Source organism: Neobacillus sp. CF12, assembly GCF_030348765.1.
Taxonomy (GTDB): domain Bacteria; phylum Bacillota; class Bacilli; order Bacillales; family Cytobacillaceae; genus Neobacillus.
Genome location: NZ_JAUCEU010000007.1, coordinates 874,958 through 896,014, shown reverse-complemented (window position 1 = coordinate 896,014; position 21,057 = coordinate 874,958). Strand labels below are relative to the sequence as shown.

20 protein-coding genes and 1 pseudogene are annotated in these 21,057 nt (G+C 36.1%); 14 read left to right on the top strand and 7 right to left on the bottom strand.

The genetic code is table 11. The annotated features are described in order from the left end of the window. Window positions 1–188 precede the first annotated feature (188 nt). The 3 genes from QUG14_RS04520 (at window position 189) to QUG14_RS04510 (ending at window position 3,272) form a co-directional block, all read left to right on the top strand. Window positions 189–971, top strand: coding sequence for an alpha/beta fold hydrolase (locus tag QUG14_RS04520; protein WP_289339338.1), 783 nt, complete (start codon window positions 189–191; stop codon window positions 969–971). Between the two features lie 272 nt (window positions 972–1,243). After that, window positions 1,244–2,191, top strand: coding sequence for an SGNH/GDSL hydrolase family protein (locus tag QUG14_RS04515; protein WP_289339337.1), 948 nt, complete (start codon window positions 1,244–1,246; stop codon window positions 2,189–2,191). A 157-nt stretch (window positions 2,192–2,348) separates the two neighbouring features. After that, window positions 2,349–3,272, top strand: coding sequence for a DMT family transporter (locus QUG14_RS04510; RefSeq protein WP_289339336.1), 924 nt, complete (start codon window positions 2,349–2,351; stop codon window positions 3,270–3,272). A 130-nt stretch (window positions 3,273–3,402) separates the two neighbouring features. Here the strand turns inward: QUG14_RS04510 and QUG14_RS04505 are convergent, their stop codons facing one another. Next, complete coding sequence (locus tag QUG14_RS04505) at window positions 3,403–4,245, bottom strand: GNAT family N-acetyltransferase (protein WP_289339335.1); 843 nt, start codon at window positions 4,243–4,245, stop codon at window positions 3,403–3,405. Between the two features lie 878 nt (window positions 4,246–5,123). Between QUG14_RS04505 and QUG14_RS04500 the strand changes: the two genes are divergently transcribed. Together QUG14_RS04500 and QUG14_RS04495 are read left to right on the top strand one after the other, a co-directional pair. Beyond that, window positions 5,124–5,657, top strand: a complete 534-nt coding sequence (locus QUG14_RS04500; RefSeq protein ID WP_289339334.1) for a hypothetical protein — start codon at window positions 5,124–5,126, stop codon at window positions 5,655–5,657. A 106-nt stretch (window positions 5,658–5,763) separates the two neighbouring features. Continuing rightward, complete coding sequence (locus QUG14_RS04495) at window positions 5,764–6,327, top strand: thermonuclease family protein (RefSeq protein ID WP_289339333.1); 564 nt, start codon at window positions 5,764–5,766, stop codon at window positions 6,325–6,327. An 82-nt stretch (window positions 6,328–6,409) separates the two neighbouring features. Here QUG14_RS04495 and QUG14_RS04490 read toward each other — a convergent pair. Both QUG14_RS04490 and QUG14_RS04485 read right to left on the bottom strand, forming a co-directional pair. Next, a pseudogene (locus QUG14_RS04490) lies at window positions 6,410–6,883 on the bottom strand (DUF3231 family protein); the annotation flags it as partial. Between the two features lie 15 nt (window positions 6,884–6,898). Then, the gene (locus tag QUG14_RS04485) at window positions 6,899–7,432 is read right to left on the bottom strand and encodes a DUF3231 family protein (protein WP_289339332.1); all 534 of its coding nucleotides are present in this window, start codon (window positions 7,430–7,432) and stop codon (window positions 6,899–6,901) included. A 231-nt stretch (window positions 7,433–7,663) separates the two neighbouring features. On the opposite strand from QUG14_RS04485, the gene QUG14_RS04480 reads away from it, so the two are divergent. Further along, a complete protein-coding gene (locus tag QUG14_RS04480) occupies window positions 7,664–7,885 on the top strand; it encodes a hypothetical protein (RefSeq protein ID WP_289339331.1) in 222 nt (73 codons plus the stop codon). A gap of 97 nt (window positions 7,886–7,982) precedes the next feature. Here the strand turns inward: QUG14_RS04480 and QUG14_RS04475 are convergent, their stop codons facing one another. From QUG14_RS04475 to QUG14_RS04465, 3 genes are all read right to left on the bottom strand, one after another. Beyond that, window positions 7,983–8,366, bottom strand: coding sequence for a GtrA family protein (locus QUG14_RS04475; RefSeq protein ID WP_289339330.1), 384 nt, complete (start codon window positions 8,364–8,366; stop codon window positions 7,983–7,985). A gap of 289 nt (window positions 8,367–8,655) precedes the next feature. After that, entirely contained in the window at window positions 8,656–10,344 is a 1,689-nt protein-coding gene (locus tag QUG14_RS04470; RefSeq protein WP_289339329.1) for a putative bifunctional diguanylate cyclase/phosphodiesterase, read from the bottom strand. Between the two features lie 167 nt (window positions 10,345–10,511). Continuing rightward, on the bottom strand, window positions 10,512–11,384 hold the full coding sequence (locus QUG14_RS04465; RefSeq protein WP_289339328.1) for a LysM peptidoglycan-binding domain-containing protein: 873 nt from the start codon (window positions 11,382–11,384) through the stop codon (window positions 10,512–10,514). A 522-nt stretch (window positions 11,385–11,906) separates the two neighbouring features. Between QUG14_RS04465 and QUG14_RS04460 the strand changes: the two genes are divergently transcribed. The 6 genes from QUG14_RS04460 (at window position 11,907) to QUG14_RS04435 (ending at window position 16,364) form a co-directional block, all read left to right on the top strand. Next, entirely contained in the window at window positions 11,907–12,644 is a 738-nt protein-coding gene (locus tag QUG14_RS04460) for an AAC(3) family N-acetyltransferase (protein WP_289339327.1), read from the top strand. Between the two features lie 146 nt (window positions 12,645–12,790). Continuing rightward, window positions 12,791–13,411, top strand: a complete 621-nt coding sequence (locus QUG14_RS04455) for an NAD(P)-dependent oxidoreductase (RefSeq protein ID WP_289339326.1) — start codon at window positions 12,791–12,793, stop codon at window positions 13,409–13,411. A gap of 655 nt (window positions 13,412–14,066) precedes the next feature. After that, window positions 14,067–14,402 (top strand): hypothetical protein, encoded by a 336-nt coding sequence (locus QUG14_RS04450; RefSeq protein WP_289339325.1) that lies wholly within the window; start codon window positions 14,067–14,069, stop codon window positions 14,400–14,402. 308 nt (window positions 14,403–14,710) lie between these two features. Next, window positions 14,711–15,289, top strand: coding sequence for a biotin transporter BioY (locus tag QUG14_RS04445; protein WP_289339324.1), 579 nt, complete (start codon window positions 14,711–14,713; stop codon window positions 15,287–15,289). A gap of 243 nt (window positions 15,290–15,532) precedes the next feature. Then, window positions 15,533–15,934, top strand: coding sequence for a TIR domain-containing protein (locus QUG14_RS04440; protein ID WP_289339323.1), 402 nt, complete (start codon window positions 15,533–15,535; stop codon window positions 15,932–15,934). Between the two features lie 124 nt (window positions 15,935–16,058). Further along, window positions 16,059–16,364 (top strand): barstar family protein, encoded by a 306-nt coding sequence (locus QUG14_RS04435; protein ID WP_289339322.1) that lies wholly within the window; start codon window positions 16,059–16,061, stop codon window positions 16,362–16,364. Between the two features lie 109 nt (window positions 16,365–16,473). On the opposite strand, the gene QUG14_RS04430 is transcribed toward QUG14_RS04435, so the two are convergent. After that, complete coding sequence (locus tag QUG14_RS04430) at window positions 16,474–17,691, bottom strand: IS110 family RNA-guided transposase (RefSeq protein ID WP_289339157.1); 1,218 nt, start codon at window positions 17,689–17,691, stop codon at window positions 16,474–16,476. A 1,082-nt stretch (window positions 17,692–18,773) separates the two neighbouring features. On the opposite strand from QUG14_RS04430, the gene QUG14_RS04425 reads away from it, so the two are divergent. Both QUG14_RS04425 and QUG14_RS04420 read left to right on the top strand, forming a co-directional pair. Next, window positions 18,774–19,160, top strand: a complete 387-nt coding sequence (locus tag QUG14_RS04425) for a BlaI/MecI/CopY family transcriptional regulator (protein ID WP_289339321.1) — start codon at window positions 18,774–18,776, stop codon at window positions 19,158–19,160. Then, window positions 19,160–20,956 (top strand): BlaR1 family beta-lactam sensor/signal transducer, encoded by a 1,797-nt coding sequence (locus QUG14_RS04420; RefSeq protein ID WP_289339320.1) that lies wholly within the window; start codon window positions 19,160–19,162, stop codon window positions 20,954–20,956. The genes QUG14_RS04425 and QUG14_RS04420 overlap by 1 nt, the downstream gene beginning before the upstream one ends. Window positions 20,957–21,057: the final 101 nt, after the last annotated feature.

Sequence of the window (21,057 nt, the reverse complement as noted above, 5' to 3'; positions counted from 1 at the left end):
TTGCTTGGCGACTCTTTTTTTGAAAGAATGTGAAATACTTCACTTAAACAACCTGTGGCAACTTTTTAATAAGAGCATAGTTAATGTAGGATATTACCACCTTCAAGTCATTCAAACAAATCATAGGTATTCACCTAATGATCATTAATGAATATCTTATTGTTAAAGCTATTTTAGGGGGGATTGGTGTGGGATACTATGTTACTGTAGAATCAGGTGTAAAATTATATGTAGAAGATATTCATCCACAGGGCAGTAAGACGATAGTGTTTTTACATGGTTGGCCGTTAAGCCATAAGCAGTTTGAGTATCAATTTGATGTTCTTCCCTTAATGGGATACCGCTGTATCGGAATTGATTGGAGAGGGTTCGGAAAGTCGGATAAGCCAATTGGTGGATACAATTTTGATCAATTGGCAGATGATATACGTACAGTAGTTGGCGTACTTCAATTAGCCAATTTCACTCTTGTAGGTCACTCCACAGGTGGAGCAATCGCAATTCGATATATGTCCCGACAGAATGGTTTCGGAGTATCCAACCTTGTTCTTGTTGACGCTGCTGCTCCTATCGGCTTTACGACAGAAACTGCAACAAATTTCCTTACTCAAGCGTTAAATGACCGTCCTAAGATGATGCGGGAAGTAACAGATTCCTTTTTCTTTCAATATATATCGAGCTCATTTTCGGAGTGGTTTCTTCAATTGGGGTTACAAGCAGCAGGTTGGTCAACGGCAGCGATCATCATTACACTAAGAGATGAAAAACTTTATACAGATTTGCCCAAAATACATGTCCCTACCTTAATCGTCCACGGTATTCACGACAAAGTTATTCCATTTACACAAGCTCATGAACTTAATAAAAATATAAGAAATTCACAACTTGTTCCATTTCAATTCAGCGGTCATGGTGCTTTCTGGGAAGAACGTGACAAGTTTAATCAGCTATTAAAGCAATTTATTGGTTGATAGTCCACATCAAAGTTTCAAATAAAAGTAAGCTATGATGAATAATTAAAAAGCAGAAAGTAGCGCAGTCCAATTTGGATTGGGCTATTTTTTTAACAATTACAAAGTTACTAGGAATGCCTTAGAACCTCCGAGTATCACTCAAGGGATAGTCTTTCGAAAATTTGCTGTCTATCGTAAAGTTGTCCTGCATGTTAAAATAAAGAAATTGTACAATTATGATAATTTTTTCATAGATTATAATACTACATGAATACTAGGTGTGATGTGATTTGCAGAGATTAAAGACAGCAATATTTATTATTATAGGTATTATATTTGTGGGTGTGTTGCTATATGTCTTGCTGCCAGACCGTAAACTGGAAAGTGTTGAGACAACCGCATTTGTTAAACATGAGCAAGAAGAAAAACAAGAAGAACCTGACGCTAATCGTACAGCAGTGGAAGTACAGAAACAAATCAAAGTGGAAGAAGAGAATGATAACTCCATTACACATGAGGTAAAGGCTAAGGTTCGGGAAGTTGTAGAAGGTGCTTTAGATTTATTAATAAAAGATCAAAGAATTGTGGCTATCGGTGACTCTTTAACAGAAGGGGTTGGAGATGAATCGGAGAATGGAGGCTACGTCGGTATCCTCAACAACACATTTGAAGACAACAATCTAAATATTACGGTAGATAATTTTGGAAAAAAAGGGAATCGATCCGATCAATTACTAAAACGGCTGGAAAGGGAAGACATTTCCGCTGCCATAAAAGAAGCTGACATTGTTCTCATCACCATTGGTGCGAACGATATTATGAAAGTATTAAAATCCAATTTTCTGAACGTGACAATGGAACCTTTTCAGGAAGAAAGAGTGGAATATAGGAAACGATTAACAGCCATTTTTGATAAAATAAATAATTTGAATCCAGATATCCAAATTTATTTAATCGGTTTTTATAATCCTTTTGAGCGGCACTTTGGTGAAATCAAAGAACTTGGCATGATTATCGACAATTGGAATAATGACGGGAAAGCACTTACGGAAGAATATGAGAATGTAAGTTATATTCCAACAAGTGACCTTTTTAGTCAATCCACTATCGATTTACTAGCTGAAGATGAATTCCACCCAAATACTACTGGTTATAAACGAATGGCCGAGCGCATTTTACAATATTTGAAGGAGTCGGATGGAGATTCTGATATCAACAAAGCCGAAGTAGCATTATAAATCTGATAAGTTAAAATCATAAAGAAAGAAGAAGCAGAACTGTATCTGTTTCTTTTTGCATACAATTAAATAAAAAATAAGAGGTTTCCAAAGGGACGTTTTCTTAACTCAAACTTGTTTCGATAATAGTGAGTCCCTTGGTCTAGAAGGAGATATCATGGCGTCAAATCTGTATTATTATTTGGGCTTGATTTTTGTATCGATTGTTTGGGGAGTTAATTTTGGGGTTTCTCGTTGGGCAATGGAAGTGTTTCCCGCTGAGGTGTTTGTATTTCTAAGATTTGGACTAGCTTTGCCTGTATTGTTTCTGATGTTAAAATGGACAGAAGGCAGTGTAAGAGTAGAGAAAAAAGATTTGCTAAAATTAGCCTTTATTGGACTCATTGGGATCACGGCGTTAGAAATGATGGTTATGTATTCGATCAAGTATACAACACTTGCGAATGCCTCTTTATTAAATGTTGCTCCATGGCCCATTTTTGCTGCGCTCTTTGCACCATTATTTATTCGTGAAAAGATAACAGCTAGAGTAGTAACGGGAGGATTCATCGCTTTAGCCGGAGTAACGATGATCATCCTTGGCGGAAAGGATGGATTTGACCTCAGTTCTGAGTATATGATTGGAAACTACATTGCGCTAGCCATAAGTTTAATTGGTGCATTATTTAATTTGGCCACCATGCCGCTGATGGAAAAATACTCGCCTCTTCGCGTGACCACATGGTTCATTTTTTTTGGCTCATTATTCTTAGTTCCTTTTACATTCGATAAATGGAGCATGATCCAGTGGGACAATCTATCAATCATTACATGGGGAGCCGTTGCCTATAATGTGCTCATGTGTACGGTGGTTGCCATTGTTGTTTGGAATATATCGATGAAACGTGTTGGTGCTGCGAAAGCGAATTTCTTCCGTTACTTCGTACCAGCGGCGGCTACGGTTGCGGGTGCATTATTTTTCAAAGAACCTATTTGGGCAGCACAAATAGTTGGCGGAATTGTTATTATATTTGGTTTAGTTTGGATTGGGACAGAGAGAAAAACTCCACCAGCGATAAAGTTATCAAATTTTACTAGATAGTTTACGGTAATTCAATCAGGTATATACTAAAATAGTGGTACCACACCTGGGAATGATCGTGCGAATCTCTTCGTTAAGCAGTGAAGTTAGTAATGAGACTTCGCTGTTTTTTTGTGTTTACTCCCCAAAATTAGGATTCATTGTGCAGCCAATCATAGTACATGACTTCGCCTGTTTCCAGCACATATCGGATCGGTTTATATTCACTAACTTCAGTATATTGACTGAGAGTAAACTCTTTTAATTTGTTGGTTAGAATTCCATAAAAGAAGGCAATTGGTTTTACAACGGATTTAGTAGATTTCAGTTTACGGATTAATTGCTTAAAAGACTGAATCGCGATACTGAGAATGTCATCTGTATTTTGATCATATTCAAAACGAAAAGCAGCAATTTGGACCATATGCCAGTATTCTTCGATCGTCTTTGCATCAGAAAAGAAGTATTTTACGGATTGAACAAAAGCCTGAGGAACTTTATCTCTAACAAAAGTGTGATCGAGTTCAATCGCCGCTTCGTTACGTTTATTAATCTTTTGATTATTTGTTTTTAAAAGATTATTAGTTTCTTTAGGCTGGTTCAATTTTTTCGCTTTGGGTGGTTCACTTTGTGGGAAACGATTAAAGCTGTATAGATTACTAGACTGGGAGCCATTTTTTCGTTCTGTTTCATAGATGGTGAGAATTCCTAATTCTTTTGCTTTGAGGATCATCCGTTTAAAAGTAGAGCGGGAGATTCCATTCCCTTGATATTCTTCATTGATCGCTTTTAGCAGCGTTCCAATCTTTGCATTACTAACCCCAGGAACTTTTGCGGAAAAACGAACAAGACGTTTCAATCCAACAAGCTCACCCTTCGAAAACTCCTGCTTCTTTACCGCCAACCACATCTCGATATGCGTGTTGAACTCCTTCACACTTTTAAACTGAGAATACTGTTCGAACCCTTCAATTCTACCTGATTTTAAATTCATAATAATGCACCAACCTTTCTACCCTCTATATATAAATCCAGAGGGTAAAAGGACATGGTGGTTTGCAAGAAGTTGTTACAGTATTGTGAACGGATAATGAAGGCAGGTAATACCTTTAATAGAAAACGGAAGGGGAAGGGGAGTAGAGAATTATTTCGTCCTAAAAACATTCATACAACCAACAAAAATGAAATAACAAAAATAAATCCTGAGTGTAGAGCCTGACGATAGAAGGACGTAACGTTATACGAAACGGGGACAAAAAGAAAAGAAAAAAGAAAAACAACAACAAGTCTTTTATCCAGGTATAGAGAAAAATCCATTCATAGAGATTCTAAAAATTTTTTATAACAAGATTTATAAGAAATAGTTGATGTTTGGATCGCTAATTAATTTTGATATCCGAACATTAATTTTAACAGCATCTATTAATTGAGAATGCATAATTATATTATGTTAACTAAGTGCCGGATATATTCTAAAGTTATTGGAATTAGATATATGGATTATAGGGTCAATAAATCTCAAAAAATAAAGTAGATCAGCAGCAAAAGATGGATGTAGTAACTAGATAAGGGGAATTTGTCGTGATCGAAGTCCGGTCAGGTACTCTAAAACCCCAGACAAAACTGCGAAAAAAAATATAAGTTTTACTGGTAAGGTTCTCATGGGATCTCCACAACGATGATGCTCAAGGTTGGACCAAAAGAACCGTCCCCACGGTCATACTTGTTCATCGCATATCTTGGGATCAATTTTGCATCTAAAAATATTTTTGTCACATAACATTCACATATTAATATGAAGCACCATGTCCGTTTGCCTCCAAAAACTATATATGTCTTATGTAAGGTCATTTAATAGAAGAAGGGCAGTGGTTGAAGATGGCAAAGTTTAGAATGGTACGTACGGAATTTTGGGACATCCCAATGGTATCGGAGGAGATGACCCCGGAGGATAAATATTTTTACCTTTATCTTCTTACGAATCCATGCACAACTCAAACAGGAATTTATAAAATCACGAATAAACGTATGGCTTTTGATATGGGTTATACCATTGAAAGTGTTATTTTGTTGATTGAACGCTTCATTTCTCATCACAAGTTGATTCGTTACAATCCTGAAACGAGAGAACTAGCGATGAAATACTGGGGGAAATATAACCTGGAAAGAGGCGGGAAACCGATGATGGATTGTATTATTTCCGAGCTTAAGGGTATCGAGGATCTTTCTTTAATTCAATATGTTTCGGAAACCATTCAAAAGCAGGACATTCGCAGCCTCTATGAATCTTTTTGGAAACAAGCCGCCAATGGAAAATATGATGTAACGAATGCATACATAGATACTGAAATTCAAGAAATGGACGACACTTTAACGGAACCTAGTACTAACGGTAGTAGAAATTGACGCTTATCAAGAGAACGAAATGGTCCGGTTGGAATCATTACTGTGAATTACAATGAGATAACAGGAAAAATTGAGGAGCACAAGAGTTAGCAAGGAGGGAGGATTTATGAGAAAACGAACGGGTGCTATCTCCATAATCGCAGCAGCCACCTGTATAGCATTTTATTCATCGCCACCACAGAAAGAAAAATCATCCCCAGTGGAGGTGACTGAACAGCAAGTAAGTGAGGTACCTATTACTTTAGTCAATATCGTGGATGGAGATACCATTAAAGTGAAGGTTAACGGAAAATTAGAAACGGTCCGCTATTTGTTGGTTGATACACCCGAATCAAAAAATCCAAGAATATGTGTCCAACTCTATGCAAAGGAAGCATATGTACGGAATAGCGAGCTAGTAAAAAGCGGTAAATTAACCTTGGAGTTGGAACAGGAACACACAAGAGATACCTACGGACGACTGTTAGCCTATGTATTTGTCAATGGAGAATCGATTCAAGGAACACTGCTAAAAGAAGGATACGCCCGAGTCGCTTATATCATGAATCCCCCCTATAAATACCTTGAACACTTTAGGAAGGAGGAAAATCTAGCAAAAAGGAACGAAATCAACATCTGGAGCAGGTTGAATTTTGTGACGCACACGGGATTTAATGGGTGTGCCTATTGAATAAGCCATAAATAGAATGCTCAGAGATCTTTCGCTCTGAGCACTTTTTGTTTAAAATGTGTGGAGGTCCCACCATTCCATCTCACTTCTCTGAACCTTGTGCCAATGATTTTCTGTCAATCGCTACAGGCTGTTTTTCAAACCAACCATGTTTAACCATAATATTGAAAGAAAGTGCACCAGCTTCCATAGCATGGGTAAATACTTTAGAATAGTTCGCGATAATATCGGTTCTGAAGCTGGTACCAATGGATGCACCATAATAAGTAAGAGCCGCATTTACTAAAAACCCTGCATGAAACATGATCAATTTGTCAGAAAAAGGACTTACAGTAGAATTTGTAATTTCATTATCCCATTTCTCAGGTATTGGCAAATAATCCTCTTGTAAAATTGCGTCAAAGCTTTGAGCATCTTTCCCTGCTAATTTAACATTTTTTAACAAAAAATTACGAACGTCTTCCCGTACTGCCACCTGACTAAATGCCAAACTTAACGAACTGACAAATCCAGTTTTCGTTGAATTAAAGAAAAGGGTGCTGATTTCGGAACTATTTAATGGTCTTTTGTCTCAAACTAAATTTTCAATGAATCCTGGTGAATCCATAAACTGCGGCATATCTGGTGAAGGAATGGATGGGACACTTGAGAATTTTGGCTGATTTTTAGCCAATTCCACTATTTTTTGGAACAATTCCTTAGAGGATGTCGTACATTCAAAAAAATAATTTTGAAGGTCTTGTCGCTCCAAGTTAGTAATAGCTAAGCTATAGGCGGATATCCCATGTATGGTCATTATATAGGAGTAAAAAAGTAAAAATTGGTCAGAAAAGAGACGTGGGGCATTAACATTCACGTCACTCTCTGTAAATCCAATTGGTACTTGAAATTCAGCATCTTTTAAGAATTCAGTGATTTTCAAAACATGGCTCTCAGCTAACTGTAACGCGGCTTCTAAAATGGGTTCTATCTCTTCGTTTTCAACAATGGTAAGAAAATATTTGTAAACACATATTGCCATACTATCTCCTAAATACTGAAGCCATAGAGCGGATACTTCAGCAGCGGTTAATGTGTTGGTTTTTGCTTTCCTAAAGATACCCAAAGGAAATACCTTCAATTTTTCATATCTATTCTGGAAATATTTTATGGAATTGGTACTGAATTATACAGATAGAGTTTTTGTTTTCAAAAACACAGCAGTAGAAATTATCAAATAAATTATTTGACATGTTTGTTCTGCTTTTTGTTGCTCACTTATTATATAGAATATTCTAAAATTTCCCGATATAATAGTTTGTAAAATATGGAATAAGAACTAGAAGGAGTTTCCTATATGAAGAGTACAAAAACAATTTTGATAGTTCTATTTATGTTAGCTGTCATTATTATAGCGTTACAGAATACAACACAATATGTCGAGGCATTAAGAGTTATAGGATTTATTCTCTTTACCATCCTTTGCATACTGATGGCTGTTGAGAACAGAGGATCTAAAGGAAAGGTGACTGTAGTATTGCTTTTCTGGTTAATCTTGGGGGTTAATCAAATTATTTAACACTCTGTTTATATTAATCTCAAATTAACATTGCCTCTTGAAATTCGGCCATAATAAATAAGCGGGGATCCATTAAGATCCCTGCTTTTAAAATGTCTTATTTAAATGTCCAATAGTTATTTAATAAAAAATTGATGATAGGAATTACCAATGTTGTTACCAACTCTCCTATCGAATAATGAAGAGAAAAACCATTTACTACTATGAACATAATGAAAAAATTCAATGTAAAACCAACAGCTGAAACAGCGAGAAAACGTAACAATTTATTGTAAGAGAAGTCGCTCCCAAAGGTAAACTTCCTGTTTAGTAGAAATGAAAAATAACTCATAATGATAAAGGCAACAGCTGATCCAAAAATGGGGTTTTTGCCAAAAACTTCTACCAATACAAATACTGACAGAAAATAAATGAGTATGCTTATGCAGCCCACAACACTGTATTTTATAAATTTAAGAAAGAGTTCTTTACTTACAAGCATTCTATCAGCCTCTCATTCATGGTCATTCAATTCGTCATTTTTGTTATGGGAACTTGCCATTCTATTAACACATCAAACATGAAAATTTTCTTCCTGAAAAAAAATCAACCATTATATATTAACATACAAAAGGTTCTTTGTTAGTATATAATTTACTATCTAACTCACTGGGAATTGAAATAAATTAGTTTAAAAAGAGTAAGACTTTAATAGAGGTTTGCTCTTCAACCATTCGTTGAGGAATAGATTTACGTAAAGACTTTCCTGAAGAAGCAAATACAAGCCCATCCTATTTAGGGCTTGTATTTGTTTTAAGAATTTCTTCTATTTTATTAAGGGGTACTGGTGGACTAATGAGAAAACCTTGAATAAAGTCGCAATTTAAATCATATAGGAAGTTGAATTGTTCTTCTGTTTCTACTCCTTCGGCAATGACGGGCAGATTTAAACTATGGGCAATCGAGATGATTGTTTTTACAATGGCGGCTGTTTGCGAATTAAACATAACCTCATGGATAAAAGTCCGGTCGATCTTCAAAGCATCAAGAGGGAATTGTCTTAAATAATTAAGCGAAGAGTAGCCTGTTCCGAAATCATCCAACGCTACTCTAACCCCCGTTTTCCTTATCTGATTCAGTTTTGAGATCGTGTCATCGAAGTTATCAATGGCCACACTTTCAGTTATTTCTATTTCAAAGTGTTGAGGGATAACATGATATTCTTCTAAAATGTTCTTTATTTTGTTCAATAGTTGTGGATCCCTGAGTTGTCTTGGTGAGATATTAATACACACACATTGAGGGGCGAACCCTTTTAATTCCCAATCTTTAAAATTCTTACAAGCCTCCTGCATTACCCAATCACCTAACGGGATAATCAATCCAGTTTCTTCCGCTAGTGGAATAAACTCTGCTGGTGAAATCGGTCCAAGTTTCGGATGAGTCCATCTTAATAATGCTTCAACTCCATAGACGGATTGAGAGGTAGTGATGATTTTCGGTTGGTAATATAACTCAAATTCTTTGTTTTCAAGCGCTTTATGTAGGCCATTGATAATCGACATTTTACGATTATTTGCATTTTCTATGTCTAATGAATAGTATTTGGAGTTATTCTTTCCATAATACTTTGCATCGTACATAGCCGTATCCGCATTTTTTATTAAGGTTTCAGAATTACTGCCGTCCACTGGATAGCTGCTTATGCCGATACTGGCACTTATGAAAATTTCATTTCCCGTTATAAAAAAGGGAGCCTCAAGTGAAGACAAAATTCGTTCTGCTATGATGTCAGTCTCATCCTTTGAGACATTTTCAATTAAAATAATAAACTCATCCCCTGCATGGTGGGCTACGATGTCTTGAGAACGAACGCTGCTTTTGATACGTTGTCCAACTTCATTGAGTAATTGATCACCTATATTGTGGCCAAGTGAATCATTTACGATTTTAAACCTGTCTAAATCAATGAATAGAAGGGTGAAAGTATCATTCCATTTAGCATTCTTTATCGTCGTGTTAAGATGTTCATTGAAAAACTTTCTATTGGGTAAGCCAGTCAAATCATCGTGATAGGCCAAATATTTGATTTTTTCATCGGCCAATTTTCGTTCCGTAATGTCAAAGATGATACCAATATAGATATTTTGCTTATCACTATCTTTGTAAGGGATACCGCGGTCCTGCACCCAACGTACATCTCCATTTGGAGTAATGATCCGATACTCATCAATTGTAACTTGACCATTTTGTTTCTCTGATTTGCGTTTTTGGACAACCGCTAAATCCTCCGGATGTATGGTCTTCTCCCAAAGACCCACATCTTGGTAAAATTCCTCTGGTGATCGGCCAAATATTTTCAAAAAACCTTCAGAGAAAAATGCCTTGTTCGTCTGCATATTAATAATCCACACGGCCACATCCATATGATTGATCAATCGGAGAAGATCCTCTTTTAGTAATGAGAGCTTACCATGCATCGTTATCCCCCCTTAGTTGCAAAAAAGCATAATCGTTACTGGTTAGCTTTCCTTAAATAGGATGTGATTATAAGGGAAAGGCATTTTTTAAAAAAAACCGGGAAAAACCGCGGGGACGGTTCTCATGGTCAAAAGTAGACCACTAGAACCGTCCCTACGGTTCTTTTTTATTTTGTTTTTCGTAAATCTAAATACTGAACGGTCTTTCCATCGCGATCAATCTGAACGATTAATTGGTTTTTATTAAATCGATAAATGATTTGTTCACAAGTGGCACTTTCATAGCAACTTACGATGTTAACTTCATTCGGGTTGCCGTAAGCATGAAGGATTTTATCTTTCTCATTTGGGATGGAAGTTGTTTTCAGAAATTCTGGAAACACTTGCAGCTGTTCAATGGAACCATTGCCAGTATTGATTATTACACGAACTCCTGCACCATCATGTTCATAATATAGTGACCTTGTATTTTTATCATTCTCAGTTTTGAGGGGTTGCCCGAATTTTTGAACAAGCTGATTGTAAGAAGACCCTACTGTGATTCCATTAATATGGAGAGGCTTCTCAGTTAATAAGAAAGCATCTTTTATCCCGTTATTCTTTAACTTCTTGATCATTTTCTCCGCTTTTGATTTACTCGAAAAAGCACCAGCCTGAACGCGATAATACGTTTTACCATTTATCACTTTTTTAATGACGATCGCTTCAATCTCTTTCTTTTTCAAAAAAGCGACACGCTTATCTGCATTACTATTCTTGCTAAACGAACCAGCGACTGCTACATACAATGGTTTGGTTTGTTCAAAATCCGGAATGATTAACGTTTGACCAGAAATGATTTTATTACTTTTTAATTGGTTGTATTCCTTTAAATCTTCAACGGAAATATTGTATTTCTTCGAGATGCTATATAATGTATCACCTTTCTTTATGGTTATATATTGATCCGCGGCAAATGCAGTCCCACTACCGAAATAAGATACCGACCCGATCAACACTGTACAGAGAACAACTTGCATGAAACGTTTGAATTTTTTCATGTTATCTAATCACCTCAATTATTTTGACGAGGAAAATAACGTTTCGATTCTAAAAAATAAGCCCAATTATTGTTCTAAAACAAAAAAGGGCGGATTTCCGAGCAGCATTGAAGGGTAGTCCCTGCACATTAATGATCATCATACAATACATTGAAACAATACATAGTGCCAAGCACATCCATGGAATTGGAAGATGCTTGGCTCTTTTTTATATTTTCAGTCTCTATACCATTAATAGAATTCTAAATGATGATGTGGTGATAGACCCGTCGTATATTAAAGCTCGAGAGGAGGAGATAATCACCTAAACGGACGAAAGTAAGGAGCATATAGAAATGGCACATTTCTACCCTGACAGGATTGATTCAGTTTGCTGATTATAGGGGATTTGTGTTGTGAGTAATAATTAGATTTTTTTATAAGAAATCTATCTCAATATCCTGCATTTCTCCAGGAAACATAGACAAATAAACCTACTATGGTATTCTTTTGGTATATTAAAGGATTGAAAGGTTGAATGGGATGTACAGGAAAAAAGATTTATTAAATCAGCTTAAAGAGTTGGGAATCGACGAAAATGGAACATTACTTGTTCATTCATCCATGAAAAGTATTGGGCAGGTAGAGGGTGGGGCGGATACTGTCCTTGATGCACTTTCAGAATATATGAAAAATGGTCTTTTGGTTTTTCCTACCCATACATGGTCGTATATTAATGCGGAGAATCCTCGATTTTATGTCAATGACTCACCATCTTGTGTCGGTATATTAACGGAACTGTTTCGAAACCGTCCGGGTGTTGTTCGCTCATGGCATCCAACGCATTCGGTAGCAGCCCTGGGAAAAGAAGCACATGAATTTATTGCGGGAAATGAACAATTCGACACACCTTGTGCACGGGAATCAAGTTGGGGGAAATTACTCGATCAGAAGGCAGCCATCTTGTTAATCGGAGTCGATTTACGAAGATGTACATATATTCATGGAGTCGAGGAATGGCTTGAAATACCAGGTCGATTGACCGATGATCACGAAATGCTTTATACAATATTACCGGATAAAACGGAAATTTCCATACCGCAAAGAAGACATTATGGTCATACCTCTGAAAAATACGGTCGAGTTGAAGATATTTTTCTAACTAATCAAGCTATGTACAAAGGGCAATTTGGCGATGCAACAGTAAGAGTATGTGACACAGTAAAAATGACAGACTTGCTAAATCATTTACTAAAGGAAAAACCAGATTTATTTTCTTGATTTATGTGGACGGGAAACCACGGGGACGGTTCTCATGGTCAAATTAACAAGAGTAGAATAGATGGCGGTTTTCATAGCACAAAATGGAAAAAGTAGACCACTAGAACCGTCCCTACGGTTCTTTGCGTAAAAAGGAGGATTTTACTTTGAATATTTTAATTTTAGGTGCAACTGGACGAGTTGGAAGTCAAATAGTAACTTATGCCCTTCATGATAGACATCATGTTACTGTATTAGTTCGCACACCAGAGAAGATTCAAATAAGTAGTGAAAATTTAACCATTATTCAAGGGAATGTTTTAAATAAAAATGATATAGTATGTTCAATGCATGGGATTGATGTAGTTATTAGTGCACTAAATACTGATGGCACAACCACTCTATCAGAAAGTATGCCACTAATTATCAATGCAATGGAAAACGAAGGTATACAACGAATTATCACGATAGGAACTGCAGGGATCTTACAAAGTAGAACTACACCAACCGTACTCCGTTATCAGTCAAGTGAATCAAAACGTAAATCAACCCGTGCAGCAGAAGAACATCATAAAGTTTACGATATGCTTAAACAATCAACACTCGAATGGACTATTGTATGTCCTACATATTTACCGGATGGAGAAAGTATAGGTGAATATCGTGTGGAACGTGATTTTTTGCCGGTGGGTGGAGATAGTATATACGTATCGGATACAGCAGAATTTACATATAAGCAGATTGAAAGTATCAATTATATAAAATCACGTGTAGGTATCGCCTACTAATAATATTCTCTTACATTATGAATTGCTGTCACAAGATAAAATTTATTGATTGTGAAAAATTGTACTTAAAGTAACGGGTGCTATACTCGAACAATAGGGGTCGCTGCGGCAGCCCTTTTTTGTTGAACTAAAGGGCAGGAAACCTTAAAAAGAAAATAACATTTGAATCCTTTTAATCTATACTCCGTATATAACATTTAAGGAGGAATTACATTTGAGTGCTATTATAGGAACTTGGGTTCCATTACTACTATCTGTTTGAGTAAGTGCAGTAATAATTTATTTCATCTTAAAAGCAGTTAAAAGATAATATTTTTCGCTTTAGATAATCAATGCTATTGAGAACAGCATTGTTTTTCTTTTTCCGAAAGATAAAGATTTAGTTTCCATTTTGTGAAGCAATGTACTTAAGCTATGGATGCGATAGTTGAAGATCGAAGCTGTCATTTTGGCAGCTTTACTTATTGAGCTTAAAGATGCAGGATAGTTGAAGAAGGAAATTGTCATTCAAATCACGGATGGCTGCGGCGATCCCTTTTATTATTCCAGTAACAGGTCAGCTTAGTTGAAGAAGGAATAGCATTTAAAAACATAGAATATATACCCTAGATTATATATTTTGGGCTATAAAATATATTTGGAGGTGTGAATCTTTTTGAAAAAGTTAACTCTAAATGTTCTATCTTACTTTTTTTTATCTTTTGTACTTATTGGTTGTCAACAACAAGCGGGTGACGAAAAAACAGAAGAAAAACAGTACAACCAAAATTCGAAGGAAGTTCAAAGTATTGAAACCAATGCATTAGATGTCAGGGAGGCTGTTTGGAACCGACTTACAGAAGAACATAAAATGCAAATCCAAGGGTCTTGGAAAGATGCTACTGTATATCAAAGAGTCCTTAGAGAGGATATGGGATATAATTTAGACAAAACTTTTATTGGCAAAGAAGTTTACATTATTGACTATCCTTCAAATGATAATCGACAATAGGTGGAATATTAGTTTATGCAGATGTAAAATCACATCAATTGATTGGGTATGGACATAGAGACTAAAAGATATGGCTGCAAATAAGCAGCCTTTTTCTTATTCGACTAACGGTGCAGTTTAGTTCAACAAGTTGGATCAAATGCAATTTCTTTTTATGTTTCATTTGAAACCCTTTCAGATATTTCAAAATAAATCCTCGGAGGTGCACTGGCACCTCTTTTTTTGGGTTGACAAATTTTTAAAATATAAATATAGTTTAATTGTTAACCGAATATAAAAATTAGTTTACATTCGAAAGGGAGAAACAGATGACAAATCCACAATTGAAATTAAGAATGATGATTGTGACAGCACTTTTTGCTGCAATCATTGGTGTAATGGCTCAAATTACAATTCCACTTCCGCTCGTTCCAATTACAGGACAAACCCTTGCCATTGGCTTAGCAGCAACAATCCTAGGTTCTCGTTATGGAACCTTATCGGTCATTTTATATTTAATTATTGGTTCTGCAGGAGTACCTGTATTCGCTGAATTTTCAGGTGGAGTTTCAAAGCTTATCGGACCCACTGGAGGTTATTTAGTTGGCTTCCTTCCAGCTACCTTCCTAATCGGATGGTTTATGGAAAAAACAGCCTTCAACTTCAAGAATGCTGTGATTGCTAATAGTATTGGAATGCTCGTTACTTTGGCATTCGGCACTGCTTGGCTAAAGATTGCTGCCGAGCTTTCTTGGCCAGCTGCTTTTGCAGGAGGATTTACTCCGTTTATCATTGTTGGATTAATCAAGGCTGCCCTTGCTTCGTGGATTGGTGTCTTAATTCGAAACCGATTAACTTCTGCTAGGCTATTGTTTTCAGAAAAAAAAGACCAAACAAAATCAGCCTAAAAAATTTTAATGTTTGTAGTATATGCTTCAGATCCATCGCAGGGAAAGGCTAATAAACTCTTAATTCTGCCGTAAATGTGTTCCAATCCGTGCAAATAAAGGTTTATTATTTATGCAACTAACTGGTGCGATTCTTCAATAACGAGGGGTCGCTTTTTTTATTGAAGTAACGATGCAGGATAGCTTAATAAGAGATGTTAAGATTATAATTTTAAAATTGAAATCAATAAGTGAGGAGAAATAATGAAATTTTATATTGCATCAAGCTTTAAAAATATAGATAGCGTTAGGTATGTTAGTAAAAAATTAAAAGAAAAAGGGTATATTCATACTTATGATTGGACTTTAAATGAAAATGTTACAACATTGGAAGAACTAAAGGTGATAGGTCAAAAGGAGAAAAATGCTGTAATAGAATCTGATTTTGTTGTAGTTTTATTACCAGCAGGAAAAGGAAGCCATATTGAACTAGGTATTGCAATTGGGAATAACAAAAAAATTTATCTTTATTCACCGAACAAAGAAGTAGATAACCTTGAAACAACCAGTACATTTTATCAATTACCTGAAATTGAAAAGTGCTTTGGAACCATAGATGAGTTGGTAGATATTATAGAATTAAAATCAAAAAGTTTATTAAACTAAAGGGTTGCTATGGCAATCTTTTTTGATTGTTCCACTAACGATGCAGGTTACTTCAATAAGGAGAAGGGCATTTTAGATAAGAATGATAAAATGTAAGGTGAATAACTTCATCGAGGTGTGTTAATTGAGTAATAAACGTGAATCAATGGTAACTATTGATATAAGTAATGTCCAAACTGCAAATGAATTACATTTGCTTCTTAAAGAAAAGCTTGAGTTCCCTGACTTCTATGGAGAAAATTGGGATGCGTTTTGGGATGCGATAACAGGACTTATTAGTATGCCTAATAAACTTGTGTTTATTGGATGGTCTGGTTTCGAAAAAAAGTTGCCTTCAGATGCAAAAATAATGAAGCAGTGCTTTATAGATTACAATGAAGAATTTCCTACTTTGAAATGTGATTTCTTTTTCAACTACCATGAAAATTAACTTCTGTAAGAACCGGAAAATGACAATACTTAAATAGACCCAGCTCAATGATTTTTAAAAAAAAGAGCGGGGCGCCTGATCAAGGTGTTTATGGACTACAAATTTTGAATTAGGAAGCTTCGCTAATTGTCACAGTATAACCTAAGTTTTCTAATCTCCGAACTGAATGGCGTACAATTGATACTTGTCTTTGTTTATCAAAATAATCTTCGCCTAAGTCAACATACATTTCTTTTCGGGTTAGAAGGTAATATGCGATTCGCAACATCGCATGAGCGACTACAATTGCTGCCCTTTTCTTTCCTTTTCGTCCAGCTGTGCGTCTATACAGTGCACCAAGATAGTTTTTTGACCCTCTTACTGATTGAGCTGCTTCTGTTAATGCTGATCTTAAGTATTTATTTCCTTTTTTAGACTTACTAGATTTTCTTTTACCCGCACTTTCATTATGTCCAGGAACTAAGGCAGCCCATGAACATAGATGTGCCGCAGTCGGAAATTGGTTTCCAACATCCGTTCCTATTTCAGCTAAGATCTGCTCAGCCATTCTTGTGGCGATACCAGGAATAGAATCGAGTCGTTCTATGTCTTCTTGATAAGAGCTTACTCTTTTAGCTATCTCTTGATCCAAAATTTCAATTTGCTCACTTAGAAAATCAATGTGAGTTAAAATGGTTTTCAACATCAAACGTTGGTGTGGGTTTACATATCCCTGAAGAGCTAATTCTAGTTCTTCTTTTTTCCGCTTCATTGTACGACGAGCGAAGTTTGCTAGTTTTTCAGGGTTGTCTTCACCATCTGCGATTGCTCGAAGCATATCCTTGGATGAGACTCCCATAATATCAGAAACAACGGAACCTAGTTTGATATTGGCACCTTCTAAAACTTTTTGAATTCGATTATGTTGTCTGGCTCGTTCTTCAATAATACTTCTTCGATAGCGAACTAGTTCACGCAGTTCTCTTTGATTTCGATCGGGAATGAAACTTGCTTTCAGTAGTCCATGGCGAAGAAGTTGAGCTATCCATTCGGCATCCTTTACATCCGTTTTTCGTCCTGGAAGTGCCTTCATGTGTTGAGCATTGACCACTAAAAACTCGATTCCTTCGGACTCTAATAAGTTAACAATAGGTTTCCAATAAACACTCGTGCTTTCCATAGCTACGTGCGTACAATTATTCTCCTTAATCCAGTCCAATAACTTTAATAGAAAAACTGTTTTAGTAGAAAATGTTTGAACCTCCTTTCCTTGTGAAGTCATAATACAAGCTGTGATATTGTCCTTATGGACATCCAAACCACAAGCTCTTTCAATGATTACATCCATTGAAATCTTCCTTTCTAGGCTTGAAAATTGGAGGCTGGTGCAACAATCAGAATTAGGATTAATCTACCATGAGTGCTTCCCGTAAGGGAGCGACAGTTTGTGGTGCACCGTGGTCGTTGGAGTCAGACTAACGGATGGGCTCTAAGGCACCATAGTTGATCGACCTTCCTCTCCCAGCCATAGAAGCAGTATGGACGGATTAAATACATTTTCATTCTTTGTGGTGAAGCGATGATTTTTGCGCTTCATGGATGGCTAACGGGTGCGATGTTTAAAGATGACATCGCTTTTTTCTTCTTCAACAAACGAGCAGTTTAGTGCAATAAGAAGGAATACTGTAAACTGTAATTAAATGTGAATTTATTCAAGGTTAAAATAGGAGATGAACCAATGGGTAAGACAGTTACTTTTTCATTCAGTAGTACAAAATATGAAGGTACAGAAGCTACAGAAACATTTACTCTTAAAAAATTAGTATTGATGAGGATTTGGATGATGAAGCACTAAAAATTGAAATAGATAGGATTTTTCAAGCTTGGGTTTGGGATAAACTTAATATCTCATATAGTATTGTATTAGGATAAGGATAAGGGAAACGCACATAGTACAGATGATGTTCAATAACATTATTTGACTAAGGGGGGCAAGAGTAAAAATGGGATTGCTGCGGCGATCTTTTTTCTTGTGGAACTAACGAAGCAGTTTAGTTGAAGAAGGACTCCTCGTTTTACGATGAACTTTTTATGGAGGAGGCATTATGAATATATAAAAGGGAGATGAGGATGAATTGATCCGTACAGGTTGGATTGAGCTCTTAACTTTTTCAGCACTTTTTACAGCATATATGACTATTTGAGTTGTTGGAAGATTAGGGAAAATACTCCGTGCAGTTTGGCTACTCAGATGAATCAATCATTTATAGATCAGCTATTTTTATATTTAAATGAGGTGAATGATATTAGAATAAATCGTCAACACACAGGGGGATTATTTACCATAGGCTAAAGTCATGACTATTTCTTTATGTTTCTGGATCGTCTTGCTATAATAAATACTACAGTTGTAAAAGTAGGAGGGTTATCATGAAGGAGATTCCACAAATCTCAGAAGCGGAGTATGAAGTGATGAAGGTTATATGGAACTTTGAGCCGATTTCGACTCCTGAGGTAGTAGAGAAATTATCGAATAAGAGTGATTGGAAGCCAAATACCATTCACACCATGCTTGCACGCCTAGTTAAGAAAAAGGCTTTGCATGCAAAAAAAGATGGCCGGGTGTTTGTTTATACTTCACTGGTTGAAAAGCACCAATATGTTGAGCAAAAAAGTAAATCCTTTCTGCAGCAGTTTTTCGGTGGCACGTTAAATTCAATGATATTAAATTTTATCGAAAATGATAAGTTATCGAATGAAGATATTTCGGAATTAAAGAAAATATTATCCATGAGAGACAAGAAAGGGGAAAAATAATGGATACCATGCTGGTGCGGATTTTTGTTAGTACAATCGTGGTATCCCTCCTTATTTTCATCATTCTATTAATCAAAAAGCTATTAAACAATCATATGACGTTGAAAGCACATTATCATATATGGTATTTTCTTGGCATTCCAATCCTTGCTACCATTTTACCTTGGAATAATTTTTACTTTTTAGAAGGAACTCATTATTTTAAAAGCTTACTTTTTTTTCATTTAGACGCAACTTCGACAAGCGTAGGGATTAATGGAGTGGATGCCTTTCAGGCGCCAAACAGCGATCTATTACATGATTTCACGGTATCGGTAAACAAGTCAACGCCAGATTTCGTCTACCATTTATTTTTTACGGTTTGGGTCATTGGAGTGGTTTTTTTTGTGGTGGCTGCTGTTTATTCAAACTATCAAATCTATCAAATGAAAAAGTCAGCTGAGGCTGTTCATAACCAAAAGTTATATGAACTATTAATAGTGTGCAAAGAGTTGGTTGGGGTGAAAAGCAACGTTAGGCTGCGGGAGACCTCTCTAATTACCTCGCCTATCACGGTAGGGATTTTTCAACCCTATATTTTTTTACCAAGCAAAACGCTAGAAGCATTTTCGTTAAATGAATTAAAGTACGTGTTTTTGCACGAGCTGCATCACCATAAAAGCAAAGATCTGTTCGTGAATTACATTATGTGGATGTTTAATATCATTTATTGGTTTAACCCGGTCGTATGGTATGCCATAAAAAGGATTCGAATCGATCGGGAATTGGCCTGTGATGCTTCCGTTTTAAATCTCTTGGATGAGAGTAGATATATCGACTATGGGCATACCATCATTCGGTTTGCGGATAAAAAATATGATCGTACTCTTGAACAGTTTGCTCCAGGTATAGGAGGGACAAAAAAACAAATCAAACAAAGAATCCAGTGCATAGCAAACTTCTCTAGAGATTCTCTGTTATTGAAATGGAAAAGCAAGGTCATCTGCGCAGTTTTAGGAATTGTTGTGCTATTCCTTGCTCCAATCACCACCGTTACTGCGGGCCTAGATGATGTGTATCAGTTTAGCGGGAAGAATGCTGTCTATGAAGATCTAAGCTCCTATTTTAAGGGCTACAAGGGCAGCTTTGTTTTATATGATCCCTCAAAAAATCAATATCAAATTTATAATCGAGAGATGAGTGAACAAAGAATTTCGCCTAATAGCACCTATAAAATATATTCTGCCTTATTTGCATTGGAATCTAATGTGATTTCCACGAATAACAATAATCAGTTTTGGGATGGGAAAATTTATCCCTATAAAGAATGGAACCAAAATCAAAATTTAGCGACTGCCTTGGGCCGTTCCGTGAATTGGTATTTCCAGAATACCGATCGTGAGGTAGGAAGAAAGCAGCTGCAAGATTATTTTCACAAGATAAAATACGGGAATGAGGATATTTCAGGGAATTTGGATAGTTACTGGATGGAATCTTCATTAAAGATTTCGCCCATTGAACAAGTCCAATTATTATTCCAATTAGAAGAAAATCATTGGGGTTTTAAAGCGGAAAATATCAAAGCGGTAAATAAGGCAATTTTAATAGATGTACAAAAAAATGGACATTTGTATGGTAAAACGGGAACCGGCATGATCAATGGAAAGAATGTAAATGGTTGGTTTATTGGCTTTGTCGATAAAGGTGAGAATCGTTACTATTTTGCCATTAATATTCAAAATAAGGATGGGCAGGCACAAGGAAGCAAGGCAGCGGAGATTGCCAAGCAGATTCTGCAACATAAAAAGATATATTAAAAATTACCCCAGAAAGGATTACTCTTCCTTTTTGGGACTTTCAGGGTTTAAATACTACAGATGTAGTATTTTGAACGACCTTACAAACTTTCCAGTATGAA